Source organism: Streptomyces sp. NPDC004561 (assembly GCF_053602155.1).
This window is the reverse complement of the sequence record NZ_JBSGDB010000160.1, coordinates 1-17,725: the sequence shown is the minus strand read 5'-3', so window position 1 is coordinate 17,725 and position 17,725 is coordinate 1. Positions and strand designations below refer to the sequence as shown.

The 17,725-nt window shown below is 72.1% G+C and carries 18 protein-coding genes and 1 pseudogene; 12 read left to right on the top strand and 7 right to left on the bottom strand.

Annotation, left to right across the window (positions count from 1 at the left end; genetic code table 11):
• The first annotated feature begins 125 nt into the window (after window positions 1–125).
• The 5 genes and pseudogenes from ACWEN3_RS21600 (at window position 126) to ACWEN3_RS21580 (ending at window position 5,499) form a co-directional block, all read left to right on the top strand.
• Entirely contained in the window at window positions 126–404 is a 279-nt protein-coding gene (locus ACWEN3_RS21600; RefSeq protein ID WP_452973322.1) for a hypothetical protein, read from the top strand.
• Window positions 405–443: 39 nt separating this feature from the next.
• Window positions 444–2,249, top strand: coding sequence for an ABC transporter ATP-binding protein (locus tag ACWEN3_RS21595; RefSeq protein WP_452973319.1), 1,806 nt, complete (start codon window positions 444–446; stop codon window positions 2,247–2,249).
• A pseudogene (locus ACWEN3_RS21590) lies at window positions 2,246–4,026 on the top strand (ABC transporter ATP-binding protein). The gene ACWEN3_RS21595 and the pseudogene ACWEN3_RS21590 overlap by 4 nt, the downstream one beginning before the upstream one ends.
• A gap of 678 nt (window positions 4,027–4,704) precedes the next feature.
• Window positions 4,705–5,175, top strand: coding sequence for a DUF5709 domain-containing protein (locus tag ACWEN3_RS21585; RefSeq protein WP_452973316.1), 471 nt, complete (start codon window positions 4,705–4,707; stop codon window positions 5,173–5,175).
• 60 nt (window positions 5,176–5,235) lie between these two features.
• Entirely contained in the window at window positions 5,236–5,499 is a 264-nt protein-coding gene (locus ACWEN3_RS21580; protein ID WP_452973313.1) for a type B 50S ribosomal protein L31, read from the top strand.
• Window positions 5,500–5,513: 14 nt separating this feature from the next.
• Here ACWEN3_RS21580 and ACWEN3_RS21575 read toward each other — a convergent pair whose 3' ends face one another.
• Window positions 5,514–6,308 carry a metal-dependent hydrolase gene (locus ACWEN3_RS21575; protein ID WP_452973310.1) on the bottom strand — a complete coding sequence of 265 codons (795 nt, stop codon included), beginning with the start codon at window positions 6,306–6,308 and terminating at the stop codon, window positions 5,514–5,516.
• Window positions 6,309–6,453: 145 nt separating this feature from the next.
• Between ACWEN3_RS21575 and ACWEN3_RS21570 the strand changes: the two genes are divergently transcribed.
• Together ACWEN3_RS21570 and ACWEN3_RS21565 are read left to right on the top strand one after the other, a co-directional pair.
• Window positions 6,454–8,967, top strand: coding sequence for a DUF3516 domain-containing protein (locus tag ACWEN3_RS21570; RefSeq protein WP_452973307.1), 2,514 nt, complete (start codon window positions 6,454–6,456; stop codon window positions 8,965–8,967).
• A 19-nt stretch (window positions 8,968–8,986) separates the two neighbouring features.
• Entirely contained in the window at window positions 8,987–9,853 is an 867-nt protein-coding gene (locus tag ACWEN3_RS21565) for an acyl-CoA thioesterase (RefSeq protein ID WP_452973304.1), read from the top strand.
• Between the two features lie 33 nt (window positions 9,854–9,886).
• On the opposite strand, the gene ACWEN3_RS21560 is transcribed toward ACWEN3_RS21565, so the two are convergent.
• The gene (locus ACWEN3_RS21560) at window positions 9,887–10,945 is read right to left on the bottom strand and encodes a DUF6397 family protein (RefSeq protein ID WP_452973301.1); all 1,059 of its coding nucleotides are present in this window, start codon (window positions 10,943–10,945) and stop codon (window positions 9,887–9,889) included.
• Window positions 10,946–11,071: 126 nt separating this feature from the next.
• Window positions 11,072–11,485 carry a roadblock/LC7 domain-containing protein gene (locus tag ACWEN3_RS21555; protein WP_452973298.1) on the bottom strand — a complete coding sequence of 138 codons (414 nt, stop codon included), beginning with the start codon at window positions 11,483–11,485 and terminating at the stop codon, window positions 11,072–11,074.
• A gap of 92 nt (window positions 11,486–11,577) precedes the next feature.
• Here ACWEN3_RS21555 and ACWEN3_RS21550 point away from each other — a divergent pair, with 92 nt between their 5' ends.
• Window positions 11,578–12,006 (top strand): PPOX class F420-dependent oxidoreductase, encoded by a 429-nt coding sequence (locus ACWEN3_RS21550; RefSeq protein WP_452973296.1) that lies wholly within the window; start codon window positions 11,578–11,580, stop codon window positions 12,004–12,006.
• An 8-nt stretch (window positions 12,007–12,014) separates the two neighbouring features.
• Here ACWEN3_RS21550 and ACWEN3_RS21545 read toward each other — a convergent pair whose 3' ends face one another.
• The 3 genes from ACWEN3_RS21545 to ACWEN3_RS21535 form a co-directional block, all read right to left on the bottom strand.
• Window positions 12,015–12,617: a GTP-binding protein gene (locus ACWEN3_RS21545; protein ID WP_452973293.1), complete on the bottom strand. Its 603-nt coding sequence runs from the start codon at window positions 12,615–12,617 to the stop codon at window positions 12,015–12,017.
• A gap of 223 nt (window positions 12,618–12,840) precedes the next feature.
• Window positions 12,841–13,254, bottom strand: a complete 414-nt coding sequence (locus ACWEN3_RS21540) for a DUF742 domain-containing protein (protein ID WP_452973290.1) — start codon at window positions 13,252–13,254, stop codon at window positions 12,841–12,843.
• Window positions 13,255–13,263: 9 nt separating this feature from the next.
• Window positions 13,264–13,656, bottom strand: coding sequence for a roadblock/LC7 domain-containing protein (locus ACWEN3_RS21535; protein WP_452973327.1), 393 nt, complete (start codon window positions 13,654–13,656; stop codon window positions 13,264–13,266).
• 201 nt (window positions 13,657–13,857) lie between these two features.
• Here ACWEN3_RS21535 and ACWEN3_RS21530 point away from each other — a divergent pair, with 201 nt between their 5' ends.
• Entirely contained in the window at window positions 13,858–14,457 is a 600-nt protein-coding gene (locus ACWEN3_RS21530) for a class I SAM-dependent methyltransferase (protein WP_452973325.1), read from the top strand.
• A gap of 13 nt (window positions 14,458–14,470) precedes the next feature.
• Here the strand turns inward: ACWEN3_RS21530 and ACWEN3_RS21525 are convergent, their stop codons facing one another.
• Window positions 14,471–15,226, bottom strand: a complete 756-nt coding sequence (locus ACWEN3_RS21525) for an alpha/beta fold hydrolase (RefSeq protein WP_452973287.1) — start codon at window positions 15,224–15,226, stop codon at window positions 14,471–14,473.
• Between the two features lie 110 nt (window positions 15,227–15,336).
• Between ACWEN3_RS21525 and ACWEN3_RS21520 the strand changes: the two genes are divergently transcribed.
• The 3 genes from ACWEN3_RS21520 (at window position 15,337) to ACWEN3_RS21510 (ending at window position 17,610) form a co-directional block, all read left to right on the top strand.
• A complete protein-coding gene (locus tag ACWEN3_RS21520) occupies window positions 15,337–15,870 on the top strand; it encodes a PadR family transcriptional regulator (protein ID WP_452973284.1) in 534 nt (177 codons plus the stop codon).
• 412 nt (window positions 15,871–16,282) lie between these two features.
• Complete coding sequence (locus ACWEN3_RS21515; RefSeq protein WP_452973281.1) at window positions 16,283–16,579, top strand: hypothetical protein; 297 nt, start codon at window positions 16,283–16,285, stop codon at window positions 16,577–16,579.
• 140 nt (window positions 16,580–16,719) lie between these two features.
• Window positions 16,720–17,610: a hypothetical protein gene (locus ACWEN3_RS21510; RefSeq protein WP_452973279.1), complete on the top strand. Its 891-nt coding sequence runs from the start codon at window positions 16,720–16,722 to the stop codon at window positions 17,608–17,610.
• Window positions 17,611–17,725 lie beyond the last annotated feature (115 nt).

The window sequence follows — 17,725 nt, the reverse complement described above, 5'->3', positions numbered from 1 at the left end:
CGCCAGCCGTGCGGAGGTGTTCGCGGACCTGGTGCAGGACTCCGTGGAACGGCGCCGTGCGGAGGCGCGGACGGGGCGCGGGGACGACCCTGCCACCGGCGGAAAGGGGCACGCGAAGAACCCCGATGGCCGTCGCCACGTGTGGCGGCCGGCGCGCGCTGTCGATCTGCACCCGGCTATGGTGGCATCGCATACCAGACATTTATGTGATCTTCAGGGCAATCGCCGTGTCGGGTGACGGGCATGCCGACGGCGGGCCGCCGGACGGCGGGCTGCCGGACGACGCGCCGCCGAGCGCCACCGGCGGCCGTGGCCGGAAGGCGGGGATGACGCGGGACCACCGGAAAAACCGTTTGAAATTCACCACTCTGCGACGCGAACCTTTCACGGCTTGTTACCGGTAGCTGCCGCCTCCCCTCCCTGACACGAGCCGCTGGGACGTCATGCAGATTCAAGATCTTCCGTATTCCGACCCAGGCGTGCCCGACGCGCGCTCGGGCCCCCGATTCCTGTGGTGGCTCTGGCGCAACCAGCTGGGCGGCCAGCTGAAGTCGCTGGCCTGGGGCCTGCTCCACTTCGTCTCCGTCTCGGCACTGCCCTTCTGCGTCGGCCTCGCCGTGCAGGCGGTCATCGACCGGTCCGGCACCCGGCTCGCCCTGACGGGTGTTCTGATGCTGCTGTGCGGCACGGGCATCGCCGTCGGCGACACCTTCCTGCACCGGACCGCGGTCACCAACTGGATCACCGCGGCCGCCCGGGTCCAGCAACTGCTCGCGCGCAAGGCGGCCGAGCTTGGCTCGGCGCTGACCCGGCGGGTCGCGGCCGGTGAGGTGGTGGCCGTCTCCACCGGAGACGTCGAGAAGATCGGCTGGTTCGTCGAGGCGCTCTCCCGGTTCACCGCCGCCGCGCTGACGGTCGTCGTGGTCTGCGCCGGCCTCGTCGTCTACCAGCCCGCGCTCGGCGTGGTCGTCGCCGTCGGACTGCCCGCGGTGGCGCTCGCGGTGCTGCCGCTGCTGCCGCGGGCGACGCGCCGCGCCGACGTACAGCGCGAGAAGGCGGGCCGGGCCACCGAGCTGGCCTCGGACACCGTCGCCGGACTGCGCGTGCTGCGCGGCATCGGCGGCGAGGAGCTCTTCCTGGACCGCTACCGCCGCGCCTCCCAGGAGGTGCGGCACGCGGCGGTGCGCAGCGCCCGGATGTGGTCGCTGATCTCCGCCATCCAGGTGCTGCTGCCCGGGCTGCTGCTGATCGCGATCGTCTGGCAGGGAATCCACCTGGCCCGCCAGGGCCGGATCACCGTGGGCGAACTGGTCACCGTCTACAGCGCCGTGATGGTCCTGAACTACCCGCTGCGCCACTTCGAAGAGATCGCGATGGCCTACTCCTTCTCCCGCCCCTCGGCCAAACGGGCCGCCCGGGTGCTGTCGCTGCAGAGGTCCACGGCCACCGGCGGCAACCGAGACGCCGAGGTGCCGGGCGGCGACCTGTACGACCCCGCCACCGGACTGCTCGCCCCGGCCGGCCGGCTCACCGCCGTGGTGTGCGGCGACCCCGACGCGGCCGGACGGCTCGCGGAGCGGCTCGGCGGCCACCCCGCGGAACCGGGCGGCTCGGTGCTGCTCGGCGGGGTGCCCCTGGACGAACTCCCCCTGGACAGCGCCCGTACCGCCGTGCTCGTCCAGGACAAGGACCCGGTACTGCTGTCCGGCACGCTGCGCGAGCTGCTCGACGTGCCCGCCTCCGGTGCCGTACGGCCTGCCGACGCGCTCGCGGCCGCACAGTGCGGGGACGTCCTGGACGCGCTCGTGCAGGGCTCCCTGGACGCCGCCGACCCGATGGACGCCCGCATCACCGAGCGCGGCCGGTCCCTCTCCGGCGGCCAGCGGCAGCGTCTCGCGCTGGCCCGATCGCTGATCACCGACCCAGAGGTGCTGGTGCTGGACGAGCCGACCTCCGCGGTCGACTCCCACACCGAGGCCCGGATCGCGGACGGACTGCGCCGGCTGCGGTCGGGGCGCACGACGGTGGTGTTCACCTCCTCACCACTGCTGCTCGACCGCGCGGACCGGGTCGTCCTGGTCCATGACGGCGAGGTCGTGGCCACCGGCGGGCACCGGGAGCTGCTCGACACGGAACCCCGGTACCGGGCCGTGGTGACCCGGGAGACCGACGACGAACTGACCGCGGCCGACGAGGATGCCCTGATGGGCGCCCTCCAGGAGCTGGAAGAGATCGAGGAGAGCGCATGATCGGCGTTGCGCCACCGGCGTACGACCCGGCGGCCCCGACGACCGCCACCACCCTGCCCGTCGGCGCGGCCGCGACCGTGCGTGCCTACGTCGCCGAGCTGTTCCGCCGGCACCGCCGGGCCTTCCTGCTGCTGATCGCCGTGAACACGGTGGCCGTGATCGCTTCCATGGTGGGCCCCTACCTGCTCGGCGGGCTGGTCCAGCGCGTCTCGGACGGAGCCCGTGAGCTGCACCTGGGCCTGACCGCCGGGCTGTTCCTGCTCGCCCTCGCCGTGCAGACCGTGTTCATCCGGCAGGTACGGCTGCGGGGCGCCATGCTCGGCGAGCGGATGCTGGCCGACCTGCGCGAGGACTTCCTCGTCCGGTCGGTCGGGCTGCCGCCGGGCGTGCTGGAGCGGGCGGGCACCGGCGACCTGCTCTCCCGCATCACCACCGACATCGACCGCCTGGCCAACGCCATGCGGGAGGCCGTGCCGCAACTGGCGATCGGTGTCGTGTGGGCCCTGCTGCTGCTCGGCGGACTGGTCGTGACGGCCCCGCCGCTCGCGGCGGCCGTGCTGCTCGCCGGCCGGTACTGGTCGCCGGGTGCCGCTGGTACTTCAAGCGGGCACCCGGCGGCTACCGCTCCGAGGCCGCCGGGTACGCCGCCGTCGCCGCCGCGCTCGCCGAGACCGTGGACGCCGGCCACACCGTGGAGGCGCACCGCCTGGGCGCCCGCCGCGTCGCCCTGTCGGAGCGCCGGATCAAGGAGTGGACGGCCTGGGAGCGCTACACCCTCTGGCTGCGGTCCGTGCTCTTCCCGGTCATCAACGCCGTCCACGTCATCGTCCTCGGCTCGGTCCTGATGGTCGGCGGGGTGTTCGTACTGCGGGGCTGGATCGGGGTGGGCCAGCTGACCACCGGCGCGCTCGTCGCCCAGATGCTGGTCGATCCGGTGAACCTCATCCTGCGCTGGTACGACGAGGTGCAGGTGGCCCAGGTGTCGCTCGCCCGCCTCGTCGGGGTGCGGGACATCGAACCGGCCGCCGGGGAGGCCGCGCTGGCCCCGGACGGGCGGGACGTGCAAGCCGACCGGGTGCGCTTCGGCTACCGCGAGGGCGTCGACGTGCTGCGCGAGGTGTCCCTGCGGGTCGCGCCGGGCACCCGGCTCGCCCTGGTCGGCCCCTCGGGCGCGGGCAAGTCCACGCTCGGCAGGCTGCTCGCCGGGATCTACGCGCCCCGGGAGGGCCGGATCACCCTGGGCGAGGCTGAGCTGTCCCGGATGACGGCCGAACGCGTCCGTTCCCATGTCGCCCTCGTCAACCAGGAGCACCACGTCTTCGTCGGCTCCCTGCGGGACAACCTTCTGCTGGCCCGCACCGGCGCCACGGACGCCGAGCTGTGGGCGGCCCTGGGCGCCGTCGACGCGGACGACTGGGCGCGGGCACTGGACCACGGCCTGGACACCGAGGTCGGATCCGGGGGCCTGGCGCTGACCCCGGCGCAGGCGCAGCAGATCGCGCTGGCCCGGCTGGTGCTGGCCGACCCGCACACGCTGGTCCTGGACGAGGCCACCTCGCTCCTCGACCCGCGCGCGGCCCGCCACCTGGAACGCTCCCTGGCCCGCGTACTGGACGGCCGCACGGTCGTCGCCATCGCCCACCGCCTGCACACCGCCCACGACGCCGACGTGATCGCCGTCGTCGAGCAAGGCCGCATCACCGAGCTGGGCAGCCACGACGACCTGGTCGCCGCCGACGGGGCGTACGCCGCGCTCTGGCGATCCTGGCACGGCTGAGAAACCGGGGCAGCCGCCGCCGACCGCCCACGCGGGAGCGGGGTCCGCGCCGGTGCCGGCGGCGGTGAGCACGGCACGGGTCCCGGCGCCGGTACTGGCAGAACCGATCACTGCGGCGGTGGTCAGCGCCGGGGTGCCTGGGGTGCTGCCGGCAGAAGTGATCACTGTTCGGGAGCCGGGACGAGTGCCCACGGCAGTGGCCGCCGCCCGGGCACCTGGGGATGCAGCGGCGGAAGTGATCACGGTGGGCATGTCCGCGCTGGTGTCGGAGCAGCGGCCGCAGTGAGCTGTGCCGTCGCTGGCAGCCAGGTCACCGTGCACGGCGGGAGGCCCCTGGGCGCACCCCTGAGGCCGTGCGGGCGGCCGGGAGCGCGACCGTGGTGCCGGAGAGTGCGGCCACGGCACCGGGCCTCCGGCCACCGGAGGGCCACGACGATCCTCCGGCGGCGGGCCGGTGCCCGGACGGGCTCGCCGGGCCCCGCTGCCGGGGCGCGGGCCCCACACGGGGCACTGCCGTTGCGCGGTGGCGAGCAGGGGTGGAAGTCTGGAGAACGGCACAGGCTCGGGGTTCGCCCGCGAACCGTTCGGATCGCGTCTGGCGGCACCTGTGCCGCGCGTGCCGACGGCCCACCGCCCCATTCGGCGGAACCCGGCCGTCCTCACCACCTGGAGGTAGTCGTGGACAGCGCCGACAGCTGGGGGGACGACGTCTACCAGCCCGATCCCTCTGAGATCCGGGAGGACTCGGGGGTGCTCGACGTCGAGGACACTCTGGACTTCGACGGCGTCGACGATCCCCTCGACCGCGGCTGGTCCCCTCCCGAGCGTCCGTGGGCGGTGGAACACGACGGTGTGACGGCGGCCGAACGGCAGGCAGGCGAAACCCTCGACCAGCGGCTTGCGGAGGAAACACCCGACCCGGACGCGCCCGACGGCGACGGCATCGGTGACTGCGACAGCACCGACGGGGAACTCCTCGACAACGAGGTCGGCCACCTCCGCTCCGGCCGGCTGGTGGCCCCCGACGAGGGGGTGCACGAGGACGAGGAGGCCGCCCTCGTCGCCACCGACGTGGGCATCGACGGCGCCGCCGCCTCCGCCGAGGAGGCCGCGATGCACATCGTCGACGAGGACACACTGTCCGGCTGACCCGCGCACCCCGGCCGCCCCGCACGCGCCCTGCCCGACCGCCCCGGACGAGGAGCCGCCATGCAGCAGGACAAGCACCCCGACTACCACCCCGTGGTCTTCCGCGACCGTGCCGCCGGCTACGCCTTCCTGACCCGGTCCACCGCGCAGAGCGAGCAGACCATCGACTGGGACGACGGCCGGACCTACCCGGTGATCGACGTGGAGATCTCCTCGGAGAGCCACCCCTTCTACACGGGCAAGGCCCGCACGGTCGACACCGAGGGCCGCGTCGCCCGCTTCGAGCGCCGGTACGGCGGGGCGGACGCGGGCGACGCGGGCTGAGCCCGCAGGACGCCTCAGATCACATTGAGGGCCGCCGCGCAGCCCACTCCCCCGAGCAGCATGAACACGGGCATCAGCACCTTCAGCTCGACCCAGCTGCCCGCGCGGAACCGCATCACCTTCGGCGGCCCCACCGGGTACCAGCGCTTGCGGCCCATCGGGATCGGCCACAGGATCGGGCAGCCCGACACGGTCAGCGCGTCCCCGATGTCGTGCACCAGCGCGCCCAGCACGATCGGCAGCCCCAGCCACAGGTACTGCTGCCCGGGCTCGATGAACAGCCAGTGCGAACCGTTGCCCGGCTTGTCGAGCACTCCCGCCAGGATCCACGCGCTGGTCGCCGCCAGGAGCCAGACCAGCACGTCGCTGCTGGAGCCCCGGGCCGCCCGCCAGAGCAGACCCTCGATCGCCAGCACCATGTGCACGAACAGGATCGCCAGCACCGCCCAGCGGCCCCCCGCGATCGCCGCCGCCGAGCAGCCGGCGCCGATCAGGACCGCCCACAGCCAGGTGTGCGTGAGCGTACGGTGACCGCCGGAGCGGCGCGGGTCGCCCTGCTTCCTGGTCGCCTTGTAGACGGCGTACGACAGCTTGTCCACGATCTCGCAGATCCAGCGGGAGATCGGCCCGAAGGCGCGCGAGATGGTGGCCGCCTTGTGGTCGAGATCGGGGGCGAGCGCGGCACCGGCGCAGATCAGGGCACCGCAGAGAAGCACCGGCCAGGGCATCGGGTGACCGGCCGCGGCGGCGGCCGCTCCGACGCCGAGCCAGGCCGCGGCCCCCGACAGTGAGTGTGCTGGTCCCATCATGGCCGCTTCCCGCCCCGTTCCTCGTGTGCCGCTGTCCAGTTGACCCGGTGCACTGACGCGCCGTCGGCGACACAGCGTAGCGGTCATGATCTTCGTATTCGCAGCCGATTCCCCTCTCGGGGACAAGGCCAGGCAAGATGGGGGCGTGACCCTCATCGATCAGCTGCCGCCGACCGCCGACCCCGACGCCCTGTACGAAGCCTTCGAGTCGTGGGCGCAGGAGCGCGGTCTGACCCTCTACCCCCACCAGGAGGAGGCGCTGATCGAGGCGGTGTCCGGGGCGAACGTGATCGTCTCGACGCCCACCGGGTCCGGCAAGAGCATGATCGCGGCGGGTGCCCACTTCGCCGCGCTGGCCCGGGACGAGGTCACCTTCTACACGGCCCCGATCAAGGCGCTGGTGTCGGAGAAGTTCTTCGAGCTGTGCAAGCTGTTCGGCACCGAGAACGTCGGCATGCTCACCGGCGACGCCTCCGTGAACGCCGACGCGCCGGTGATCTGCTGCACCGCCGAGGTGCTGGCGTCGATCGCGCTGCGCGACGGCAGGCACGCGGACGTCGGCCAGGTCGTGATGGACGAGTTCCACTTCTACGCGGAGGGCGACCGCGGCTGGGCCTGGCAGATCCCGCTGCTGGAACTGCCCCAGGCGCAGTTCATCCTGATGTCTGCCACTTTGGGCGATGTGTCTTTCTTCGAGAAGGACCTCACCCGCCGCACCGGCCGGCCGACCTCGGTGGTCCGCTCGGCGACCCGCCCGGTGCCCCTCTCCTACGAGTACGAGCTGACCCCGCTCACCGAGACGCTCACCGAACTGCTGGAGACCAAGCAGGCCCCCGTGTACATCGTCCACTTCACGCAGGCGCAGGCCGTGGAGCGGGCGCAGGCGCTGATGAGCATCAACATGTGCTCGCGCGAGGAGAAGGACCAGATCGCCGAGCTGATCGGCAACTTCCGCTTCACCACCAAGTTCGGCCGCAACCTCTCCCGCTACGTCCGGCACGGCATCGGCGTGCACCACGCGGGCATGCTGCCCAAGTACCGGCGGCTGGTGGAGAAGCTCGCCCAGGCCGGTCTGCTGAAGGTCATCTGCGGCACGGACACGCTCGGCGTGGGCGTCAACGTGCCCATCCGTACGGTGCTGTTCACGGCCCTGACCAAGTACGACGGCAGCCGTGTGCGCACGCTGCGGGCCCGGGAGTTCCACCAGATCGCGGGACGGGCCGGCCGGGCCGGTTTCGACACGGCGGGACTCGTCGTCGCGCAGGCGCCGGAGCACGTCATCGAGAACGAGAAGGCGCTGGCGAAGGCGGGCGACGACCCGAAGAAGCGGCGCAAGGTGGTGCGCAAGAAGGCCCCGGAGGGCTTTGTCGCCTGGACGGAGAACACCTTCCAGAAGCTGATCGAGTCGGAACCGGAGCCGCTGACGTCCCGGTTCCGGGTGACGCACACGATGCTGCTGTCGGTGATCGCCCGGCCGGGCAACGCCTTCGAGGCGATGCGCCACCTCCTGGAGGACAACCACGAGCCGCGCAAGCAGCAGCTGCGGCACATCCGCCGGGCGATCGCGATCTACCGTTCGCTGCTCGACGGCGGCATCGTGGAGAAGCTCGACGAGCCCGACGCCGAGGGCCGCATCGTCCGGCTCACCGTCGACCTCCAGCAGGACTTCGCCCTCAACCAGCCGCTGTCCACGTTCGCCCTCGCCGCGTTCGAGCTCCTCGACCCGGACTCGCCGTCCTACGCCCTCGACATGGTCTCCGTCGTCGAGTCCACGCTGGACGACCCGCGGCAGATCCTCGTCGCCCAGCAGAACAAGGCGCGCGGCGAAGCGGTGGCCGCGATGAAGGCGGACGGTGTCGAGTACGAGGAGCGCATGGAGCGCCTCCAGGACGTCACCTACCCGAAGCCGCTGGAGGAACTGCTCTTCCACGCGTACAACACCTACCGCAAGAGCCACCCCTGGGTCGGCGACCACCCGCTGTCGCCGAAGTCGGTCGTCCGCGACATGTACGAACGGGCCATGTCCTTCACGGAGTTGGTGTCCTTCTACGAGCTGGCCCGCACCGAGGGCATCGTGCTGCGCTACCTCGCCAGCGCCTACAAGACGCTCGACCACACCATCCCGGACGACATCAAGTCCGAGGACCTCCAGGACCTGATCGAGTGGCTCGGCGAGATGGTGCGCCAGGTGGACTCCAGCCTGCTGGACGAGTGGGAGCAGCTCGCGAACCCCGAGGAGATGACCGCCGAGGAGGCCCAGGAGAAGGCCGACGAGGTCAAGCCGGTCACCACCAACGCGCGCGCCTTCCGGGTACTGGTCCGCAACGCGCTGTTCCGCCGCGTGGAGCTGGCCGCGCTGGACCAGGTCGAGGAACTGGGCGAGATGGACGCCGAGTCGGGCTGGGACGCCGAGGCGTGGGGCGAGGCGATGGACAAGTACTGGGACGAGTACGAGGACCTCGGCACCGGCCCCGACGCCCGCGGCCCCAAGCTGTTGGTGATCAAGGAGGAGCCGGAGAACGGTCTCTGGCGGGTCCGGCAGATCTTCGACGACCCGAACGACGACCACGACTGGGGCATCAGCGCGGAGGTCGACCTCGCCGCCTCGGACGCCGAAGGCCGCGCGGTCGTCCGCGTCACCGACGTCGGCCAGCTGTGAGCCTAGGAGATTCCCACAGATGACGAACCCGGCCGAGCGACTGGTCGACCTGCTCGACCTCGAGCAGATCGAGGTCAACATCTTCCGTGGCCGGAGCCCGCAGGAGTCCTTGCAGCGGGTCTTCGGCGGCCAGGTGGCCGGCCAGGCCATGGTCGCCGCCGGCCGCACCACCGACGGCGACCGCCCGGTGCACTCGCTGCACGCGTACTTCCTGCGCCCGGGCCGTCCGGGCGTGCCGATCGTGTACCAGGTGGAACGGGTCCGCGACGGGCGCTCGTTCACGACGCGCCGGGTCACCGCCGTACAGCAGGGCCGCACGATCTTCAATCTGACCGCCTCCTTTCACAAGCCCGAGGAAGGACCTTTCGAGCACCAGCTGCCGCCGGCCCGCGAGCTGCCGCATCCGGAGTCACTGCCGACAGTGACGGAGGAGATCCGCAAGCACCTGGGCGCGCTGCCGGAGCGGCTGGAACGGATGGCGCGCCGCCAGCCCTTCGACATCCGGTACGTCGACCGGCTGCGCTGGCACGCCGAGGAGATACAGGGCGCCGAACCGCGCAGCGCCGTGTGGATGCGCGCGGTCGGACCGCTGGGTGACGACCCGCTGGTCCACACGTGCGCGGTCACCTACGCAAGTGACATGACCCTCCTGGACGCCGTGCGCATCCCCGTCGAACCCCTCTGGGGTCAGCGCAGCTTCGACATGGCCTCGCTGGACCACGCCATGTGGTTCCACCGGCCGTTCCGCGCCGACGAGTGGTTCCTGTACGACCAGGAGTCGCCGATCATCACCGGCGGACGCGGCCTGGCCCGCGGACGCATCTACGACCTGCAGGGTCGTCTGCTCGTCTCGGTCGTCCAGGAGGGCCTGTTCCGGTCCCTGTAGCGGGCCGCCGGCGAAGGGCCCGGCAGCGGGTGCTCAGACGCGCACGGGTCGGGTGCCTCTGCGCCGCAGCCAGGCGCGCAGTCCGTGATCCGGTTGCGAGGGCGCCTGCCCGGGCTTGTGGCCCCGGAGCGCGGATGGCGGAGCCGGCCGTGGCACCGGCCCGTGATGCCGTTCGGGGGTTGGTTCTCCGGATGCCTCGCTCGCCCCGGCGGTCCGTGCCGACGGGTGCGGGGGCCGCGTGACCGTCCGCGCCATCGGCGGGATCGGCCGGGGCACCGTGCGCATCGTCGGGGCGGCGCGGCGGACTGCCGGGCGCGGGACCGGCGAGAGGGCGCGGGCCTCCTCGACCGCGCATGCGAGCTCGCTGCGCAGCCAGTCGATCTCGTCCGTGTCCTGCGCGGTCGTGATCTGCTCGGCGAGCTGGGCGGAGGGCGACCCGGGGACGCCCTGACCGGTCAGCACCGGCCGGAACCGGTTCACGCAGGCACGCTCGTAGGGGTTCTTGACGACATCGGCGACCTCGACCGGTGCGAGGAAGGCGGCCAGGGCTCCCGCCCGGGACCAGGGGTCCTCGGCCTGCCGCAGCAGGAGTCCGAGCCTGCGCCCTCGCCAGTTGCGGGCGCGCAGATCCACTCCTTCCACCAGTTGGCTCCGCAAGGTCTCGGGCGTGCGTCCTTTGAGCAGGCGCCCGTTCCCGGCGCCGACCGTGAAGTCCCTCAGCTCTTCCACGAGGTAGAGCCAGACCACGGCCCGGTAGCGGTTGAGGTAGAAGGTCACGGGCACGAGCAGGCCCAGGCGTGCGAGCCGGGTGAACCGGCCGGCCGGGATCTCCATGAGGGCGGCGCCCTCCGCGGTGCCCACGGCCCGCACTCGCTCACGGAGGGCTTCCGGGAAGCCGTCCTGCGCCCGGAGCCGGTCGATCTCCGTGCGCTCCACCCGACGGCCGCCTCCCCCGCCCTCGTCGGGCACGGTCCGCACGCGGCCGAGCTGGACGGCGAGGTCGAACTCCCCTCGCTGAAATCCCAGTTCGCGAGCGGCATGGCTCGGCGTGCAGGTGACGGAGCGGGCTTGACGGAAGGTGCTTGCCGACATGGTCGTACTCCCCCGTGGAGTCGGTGGCTCACGCTCTGTGCGATCGCCGTGCACACACCGTAGCCGGTCCGGTGCATCCCGCGGCAGGCCTGTGGATAACTCCCCGAGGCTTTGAGAACCCGCAGGTCAGAGGTCTACGGTGGGGGTTCGCTCGGGATGCCTGGCATCGACGCCGAGGTGTTCGCCGACGCGGTTGACGAGCAGGGTCATCTCGTAGGCGATCTGGCCGATGTCGGCCTCCGCCCCGCTCAGCACGCACAGACAGCTGCCGGTGCCGGCGGCGGTCACGAACAGCACCGCGTCGTCGTACTCGATCATCGTCTGGCGCACCCTGCCCGCGCCGAAGTGGCGTCCCGAACCCTTGGCCAGGCTGTGCAGTCCGGACGCCACCGCGGCCAGATGCTCGGCGTCCTCACGGCGTAGGCCCGTGCTCGCTCCGGTGACCAGCCCGTCGTTCGACAGCACCAGCGCGTGCCGTACGTGGTCCACGCGTTCGGTCAGATCGTCCAGGAGCCAGCCGAGTCCCTGGTTCTGCGCCATTTCCGTCTCTCCCCGTGTGGTGTCTCCCCCTGGCCGGAGGAACTCCCGCCAGCCTTCCCCACGTGCGGCGTCCGGGCAAGCAGGATGGGCGCATGGCAGAGAAGATGACCGACGAGGAGTGGCGGGCGTTCGTCTCCGAGGGCACCCGCACCGGCAAGCTGTCCACCGTCCGCGCCGATGGGAGCCCCCATGTGGCTCCGATCTGGTTCCTGCTGGACGAGGACGAACTGATCTTCAACACCGGCCAGGACACCGTGAAAGGGCGCAATCTCGCCCGTGACGGACGGATCGCCCTCTGCGTGGACGACGACCGGCCGCCGTTCCACTTCGTGGTGCTGACGGGCCACGCCCGGCTGTCGGAGGACCTGGACGAGGTGCGTCGTTGGGCCACCCGGATCGCCGCCCGGTACATGGGCGAGGACCGCGCCGAGGAGTACGGCGCCCGTAACGGCGTTCCGGGTGAGCTACTGGTCCGCGTCACCATCGACAAGGTGGTGGCCGTACGGGACCTGGCGGCCTGAGCGGCGGGTCAGCCGACCGAGTCCAGAAGCCGGGCGGTGTGCATCCGCCCGGCGTACTCGACGAGCCGGATCAGCACCTCCTTGCCGGAGTTCCGGTCGCGCGCGTCGCACAGCACCACGGGGGTACCGCGGTCGAGGTCAAGGGCCTCGGAGACGTCGTGGGCGCCGTGGGTGCGCGCCCCCGCGAAGCAGTTGACGGCCACCACGAACGGAATGCGCCGGTGCTCGAAGTAGTCGACGGCGGGGAAGCAGTCCTCCAGGCGCCGCGTGTCGGCGAGGACGACGGCACCGAGGGCGCCCTGGGAGAGTTCGTCCCACAGGAACCAGAAGCGGTCCTGTCCCGGTGTGCCGAAGAGGTAGAGGGAGAGGCCGGAGCGGATCGTGATGCGCCCGAAGTCCATGGCGACGGTCGTGGTGACCTTCCGGTCCACGCCGCCGGTGTCGTCCACCAGCCGGCCTGCCTCGCTGAGCAGTTCCTCGGTGCGCAGCGGCCGGATCTCGCTGACGGCCCCGACCAGGGTCGTCTTGCCGACGCCGAATCCGCCGGCGACCAGTATCTTCAGGGCCAGGGCGGAGGTGTCCTCGACGGTGTCGGAGTGCTCGGAGACCATGATCACTTCTCTCGGGAGGGCCGACTCTGTTCGATGTCTGGGTGCTCCGGTGGTGAAACCAGCATCATGACAACCGGGGCACCGATGGGGGCGGTTGGACCGAAACGAACCTGATATGACCGGCTCGAGCCCGGTCGGTGGCGCAACGGGTACGGATCGGCACGCGCGGGGACGTACGGCGGGTGGTGAATGTCCGTATGCGGCGCTCGCGCCTCCCGTTCGTCTACAGCGCTCGCAATCCCTCGATGACCTCGCGCAGTCCCCGTTCATCAGGAAGGTGAGTCGGGGACACGGGGCGGCTGAGGCTCACACGGCCAAGTTCCAGGAGGTCCCCGAGGAGGACTCTGACCACGCCCACGGGGAGGTCGGCGTCCGCCGCGAGTTCGGCGACCGGCTGCGTCTCCGTACGGCACAGTTCGACCAGGATGCGGTGTTCGGGGCCGAGCGCGGTGTCGTCGTCGACCGCGGGTGCCACGGAGGCGAGGGCGACCAGCGCGATCAGATCGAAGCACACGCCGGTGGAGCCGGGCTCGGTGCGTCCGCCGGTCACGGCGTACGGGCGGACCAGTGGCCCGGCGTCCCCGTCGTACCACTGATCGCCCGGCTCACGCGGGCCGCCGACCGGCTTCTGGATCACCGTGCCGCCTCATCCAGCCGTGGGCGGCTGTGCCGCGACGCGCGGCGCGGCGCGGAGGTGTTCGCCGACCCGCTTGACCAGTCGCGCCATCTCGTAGGCGACGAGCCCGATGTCGGCGGTGACGGCGGCGAGAAGGGCGAGGCAGGACCCGTCGCCGGCGGCGGCCACGAAGAGGAACGCGTCGTCCATCTCGACCATCGTCTGGCGTACGCCGCCGGCCCCGAAGTGCCGTCCCGCGCCCTTGGCGAGACTGTTGAAGCCGGAGGCGACGGCGGCGAGATGCTCGGCGTCGTCGCGCACGAGGCCGCTGGAGGCGCCGACGGCCAGGCCGTCGTCGGAGAGCACGACTGCGTGCCGTACCTCGCCCACACTCATCACCAGATCGTCGAGCAGCCAGTCCAGTGCGCCGGACCGCCGGCCGGCTCTGGGCGCCGTGGTCCAGGTGTCCCATGGCCCCGGGACGCTAGCCGGGGCAGGCGCGCACACAGGGGGCGCATTTCGAAAGGTGCTGGAATATGACACAGCGATGCGGCGGAACGATCACATCCAGCTCGAACATGCGCACAGAGACATCCTTCGTGACGGTGAGGAATCATGCGGAACATGAGCGACGACCACACACATGTCCAGGAGTTCTTCACCGCCCGGGCCGCCGGCTGGGACAGCAGGTTCCCGGACGACGGTCCCGCGTTCGCGGCCGCCGTCGCCGCACTGGGGCTGCGCGCGGGCGACCGCGTGCTGGACGCGGGCTGCGGAACAGGGCGCGCCCTGCCGCCGCTGCGAGCCGCCGTGGGCCCCTCCGGGACGGTGCTGGGCGCCGACCTGACCCCGGCGATGCTCGCGGCCGCAGTGCGGGCGGGCAGGGACCGGGAAGGGCTGCTGCTGCTCGCGGACGTGGCCGCGCTGCCGCTGCGCTCGGGGTCCCTGGACGCCGTGTTCGCCGCCGGTCTGATCGCCCACCTGCCACGCCCGGTGGACAACCTGCGGGAACTGGCGCGCGTGGTACGGCCCGGCGGCACGCTCGCGCTGTTCCACCCCATCGGCCGCGCGGCGCTCGCGGCCCGTCAGGGACGGCAGATCACGCCCGAGGACCTGCGGGCCGAGCCCAATCTCCGGCCGCTGCTGTCCCGTTCGGGGTGGCGCTTGACGTCGTACGTCGACGAGGACGCCCGTTTCCTCGCGCTCGCCGTGCGAGACAGCTGACGGCCGGGACGGATCAGACCCGTCCGGCGACGGCCGCCGCGAACGCGCCGGGGTTGTCGAACATGACGTTGTGCCCGGCGCCCGGCACCGTCACCACCCGCACCCCGGCGGCTTCCAGGCGCTCTCTGCCCGCGAGTTCGCCGCTCCGCTCGCCCTGCAGGTAGACGCGTTCGACGGCCAGCCCCTCCAGGATGGTGCGCATCACGGGGTCGGATCCGCGTCTCAGGCCGGCGGCGCTGCGGTGCAGTGCGCGCGGGTCGGCCAGCCGCATCGTGGCCGCCCACACCGGACCGACGTCGTCCAGCACGCGCACGTGCTCCTTCTCGACGAACTCGTCCTCTCCGTATGCGGCGATTCTGCTGCTGCCGGCGGTCCACGGCGGACGGGCGTCCAGGTTGGCCTCCGTGAGGACCAGCCGGGAGGCGAGGTCGGGCCGTCGGCGCGCGAGCACGATGACGACGGCGCCGCCCATGCTGTGCCCGATCAGTTCCGCGCCGGTGACTCCTGCCTCGTCCAGCGCGGCCGCGAGCGCGTCGGCGTGTTCCTCCAGCGTGTATCCGAAGTGCGGGGGCCGGTCGCTGATGCCGTGTCCGGGCAGGTCGACGAAGAGGCTCCGGTGGCCCGCGAGTTCGGGGCGGGCCGCGATGTGCGCGTGATACGCGGCGGACATCGATCCGAGTCCGTGCAGATACACCCTGGCGGGCTCAGCGCCAGGCGCCTCGGTCCACCGGATGCGGCTTCCCTCGTTGTCGAATACGGCCTGCTGCATCGAGCCCTCCCTGCTTCCCGTGATCGCACGCAAGATACCTCGCCACCGATGTATGGCGTCAACGCCATATCCAAGCAGCGCTGTACAGCGCCGTACGGAAGAATGCGGTCATGCTCGAACTCGCCATCCTCGGTTTCCTCTACGACGCCCCGCTGCACGGATACGTCCTGCGTCGGCACATCGCGGCGCTCACCGGCCATGTGCGGCCCGTCGCCGAGAGCACGCTGTATCCGGCGATCAAGCGGCTGGAGAGGGCCGGCCTGCTCGTGCGGGCCACCGAACCGGGCGCCGTGGCCGCACCGCGCCACGTGCTGCGGCTGACCGAGGAGGGCAGCCGGGAGCTGAAGCACCGGCTCGCCGAGCCCGCGCAGCGCGAGATCACCGACGAGAACCAGTGGTTCACGCTGCTCGCGTTCCTGCGGCACCTAGAGGACCCCGCCGCTCAGGCCGCCGTACTACGCCGGCGACTGGCATTTCTGGAGGAGCCGGCGAGCTTCTTCTACGACGGCGACCGGCCGATCGCCGCCGAGGAACTGGACGACCCTTTCCGGCGGGGGATCCTCACCATCGCGCGTGCCACGAGCCGGGCCGAACTCGCCTGGCTGCGCGACACCCTCGGCGCACTCGAAGCAGTCGGCCGCTGAGGCGTCGTGGCGCCACACCGGGCAGCCGTGCGGCACCGGAGCGGACTGAACGCCGAGATCGGCCACGCGATGGCCGCTCGGATACCCGCGGGGCTTCCAGTTCCGGCGCGCGAAGTGCTGCGTGCGGCGTGGCGGCGGCAGCCGTGCCAGTGGGCCGCGCGTCCGGACGGCACGGCGCACGAGCGCGGTGGCGGCCGCGCGTGGCATGGATGGCGGAACGTGCGCAGCTAAGGCTCTTCCGAGCAGGACGAGTGCCGCCGTGCGCCAGGGGCGGTCAAGCCGACGGATCCGCGCCGGCCGCTCGACGCGCTTCACCGCGTCGTCCCTCTTCTGCTGCCGGAACTCGAACTCTACGTTGAACGTGAGTAGATGAACGCTCGGCAACGACCCCGTACGGGGGGAGGGTGGTCCCGTGTTCGACACGATCCGCGCATACGCCGCCAGACTCCGCACCTCCACGCCCGCGCAGCCGAGGGGCGCTCGGCAGAGGCGCGCGCACAACTTGTTCGAAGCGGCCGCCGTCTATGTGGCGGCCCGGGTGGAGGACGACCAGGACGGGGCCGATGAGGCGGCGGCCTGGGTGTCGCCGGAAGCATTGTCGTTCGGCGTGAGCGAACTGGCCTGCCGGGCCGTCGTCGCGCTGGCCCGGGAGCGGGGCGAGTCGCCGGGAGCGGTGGCCCGTGATCTTCTCGGACTGCCCGCTGCGTGAGGAAGTCCCGTGGAGACCGTGGTCGTTTCGCCCCCGTCCAGGTGGAAACCTGCAGGTCCGCGTGGTGTGAGGAGTCGTGACAAGGGCCTTCCGCCCGCACTAGGGTGCGCGCCGATGGACGAACCACTGGGGAGGCAGGGATGGCCGGGACGGACGATGAGCCCGTCGCCGCCGCGGACGATGCGCTCTATGTGCTGACGGCGGTACTGCTGACGCCGGCGCAGTTTCCGAGCGTGCTGGGCGACGACTATCCGGAGGCGTGCGCGGCGCTGGGGCTCGCCCCCCTCGCCGACGGGTACGGCCTGGTGCTGGGACAGGACGCGGACGGCGCACGCTGGACGGTCGTCATCGACGACGTCTCGCTGGTCGCCGTGGCGATCGCGTCCTGGGACTGCGGCATGGAGTACGAGCTGTCGCCGGACGAGCGCGCCGTCGTGACCGCCCTGCCGGGATGGCCGCTGGCGGTGGCCGTCGCGGCTCCCGGCGTCCCGGCTCCGCACGACCCCGGGCCCGACGCGGCGGACCGCCCCCCGCTGAGCCCGCCGGACACCAGCATCTGGGGTCCGGCCCAGCGGCGACTCGGCGCCGACGAGATCGCCTTGCAGTGGACGGCGTGGCGGCAGCAGATCAACGACGAAGAGTTCGCCGCGCCGGGCGCCCGCGCACAGGCCGTCGAGCCCTCGCCGACGGACGAGGCGAAGGACACGGGCGAGGCCGTGGCCGAAGGAGCGGCGAAGGCCACGGAGGGCGAGCCGAACGGCGGCCACCTGGGGGTCCGGCGGGTGCTCGCGGAGGCGCGCGCCTACGTCGCCTCGCCGCCGCCGCTCGGCCGTGTGCGCTCGTCGTTCGCCCCGGGCGACGCCCGCACACTGCGCGCCGACGGTCCCGGCTGGTCGATCGTTGCCCGCACCGACGACATCGCCTTCGTGCTGCTCGACGACGAGCCGGGTGAGGTCCTGCCGATCGGTCGCGGCCCCGAACTGCCGGGGCTGCTGGACGCGCTCGACAAGCTGGCCGTACGACCCATGTGAGCCGGCCCGCGTCCGCCCGTCGGGGCCGCACCGCTTCGGCGGCACGGCCCCCGACAGCTCGGCGGGCCCTCATCACGGCCGCCCCCCGCCGCGTGGTGACCACTCCCGGGCTGAC

Excerpts from the sequence above, each read along its gene's own strand:
- ACWEN3_RS21600 (WP_452973322.1), top strand. The coding sequence starts at position 126 with ATGGCCGTCGCCACGTGTGGCGGCCGGCGCGCGCTGTCGATCTGCACC.
- ACWEN3_RS21595 (WP_452973319.1), top strand. The coding sequence starts at position 444 with ATGCAGATTCAAGATCTTCCGTATTCCGACCCAGGCGTGCCCGACGCG.
- ACWEN3_RS21580 (WP_452973313.1), top strand. The coding sequence starts at position 5,236 with ATGCAGCAGGACAAGCACCCCGACTACCACCCCGTGGTCTTCCGCGAC.
- ACWEN3_RS21575 (WP_452973310.1), bottom strand. The coding sequence starts at position 6,308 with ATGATGGGACCAGCACACTCACTGTCGGGGGCCGCGGCCTGGCTCGGC.
- ACWEN3_RS21565 (WP_452973304.1), top strand. The coding sequence starts at position 8,987 with ATGACGAACCCGGCCGAGCGACTGGTCGACCTGCTCGACCTCGAGCAG.
- ACWEN3_RS21560 (WP_452973301.1), bottom strand. The coding sequence starts at position 10,945 with ATGTCGGCAAGCACCTTCCGTCAAGCCCGCTCCGTCACCTGCACGCCG.
- ACWEN3_RS21555 (WP_452973298.1), bottom strand. The coding sequence starts at position 11,485 with ATGGCGCAGAACCAGGGACTCGGCTGGCTCCTGGACGATCTGACCGAA.
- ACWEN3_RS21550 (WP_452973296.1), top strand. The coding sequence starts at position 11,578 with ATGGCAGAGAAGATGACCGACGAGGAGTGGCGGGCGTTCGTCTCCGAG.
- ACWEN3_RS21545 (WP_452973293.1), bottom strand. The coding sequence starts at position 12,617 with ATGGTCTCCGAGCACTCCGACACCGTCGAGGACACCTCCGCCCTGGCC.
- ACWEN3_RS21530 (WP_452973325.1), top strand. The coding sequence starts at position 13,858 with ATGAGCGACGACCACACACATGTCCAGGAGTTCTTCACCGCCCGGGCC.
- ACWEN3_RS21525 (WP_452973287.1), bottom strand. The coding sequence starts at position 15,226 with ATGCAGCAGGCCGTATTCGACAACGAGGGAAGCCGCATCCGGTGGACC.
- ACWEN3_RS21520 (WP_452973284.1), top strand. The coding sequence starts at position 15,337 with ATGCTCGAACTCGCCATCCTCGGTTTCCTCTACGACGCCCCGCTGCAC.
- ACWEN3_RS21510 (WP_452973279.1), top strand. The coding sequence starts at position 16,720 with ATGGCCGGGACGGACGATGAGCCCGTCGCCGCCGCGGACGATGCGCTC.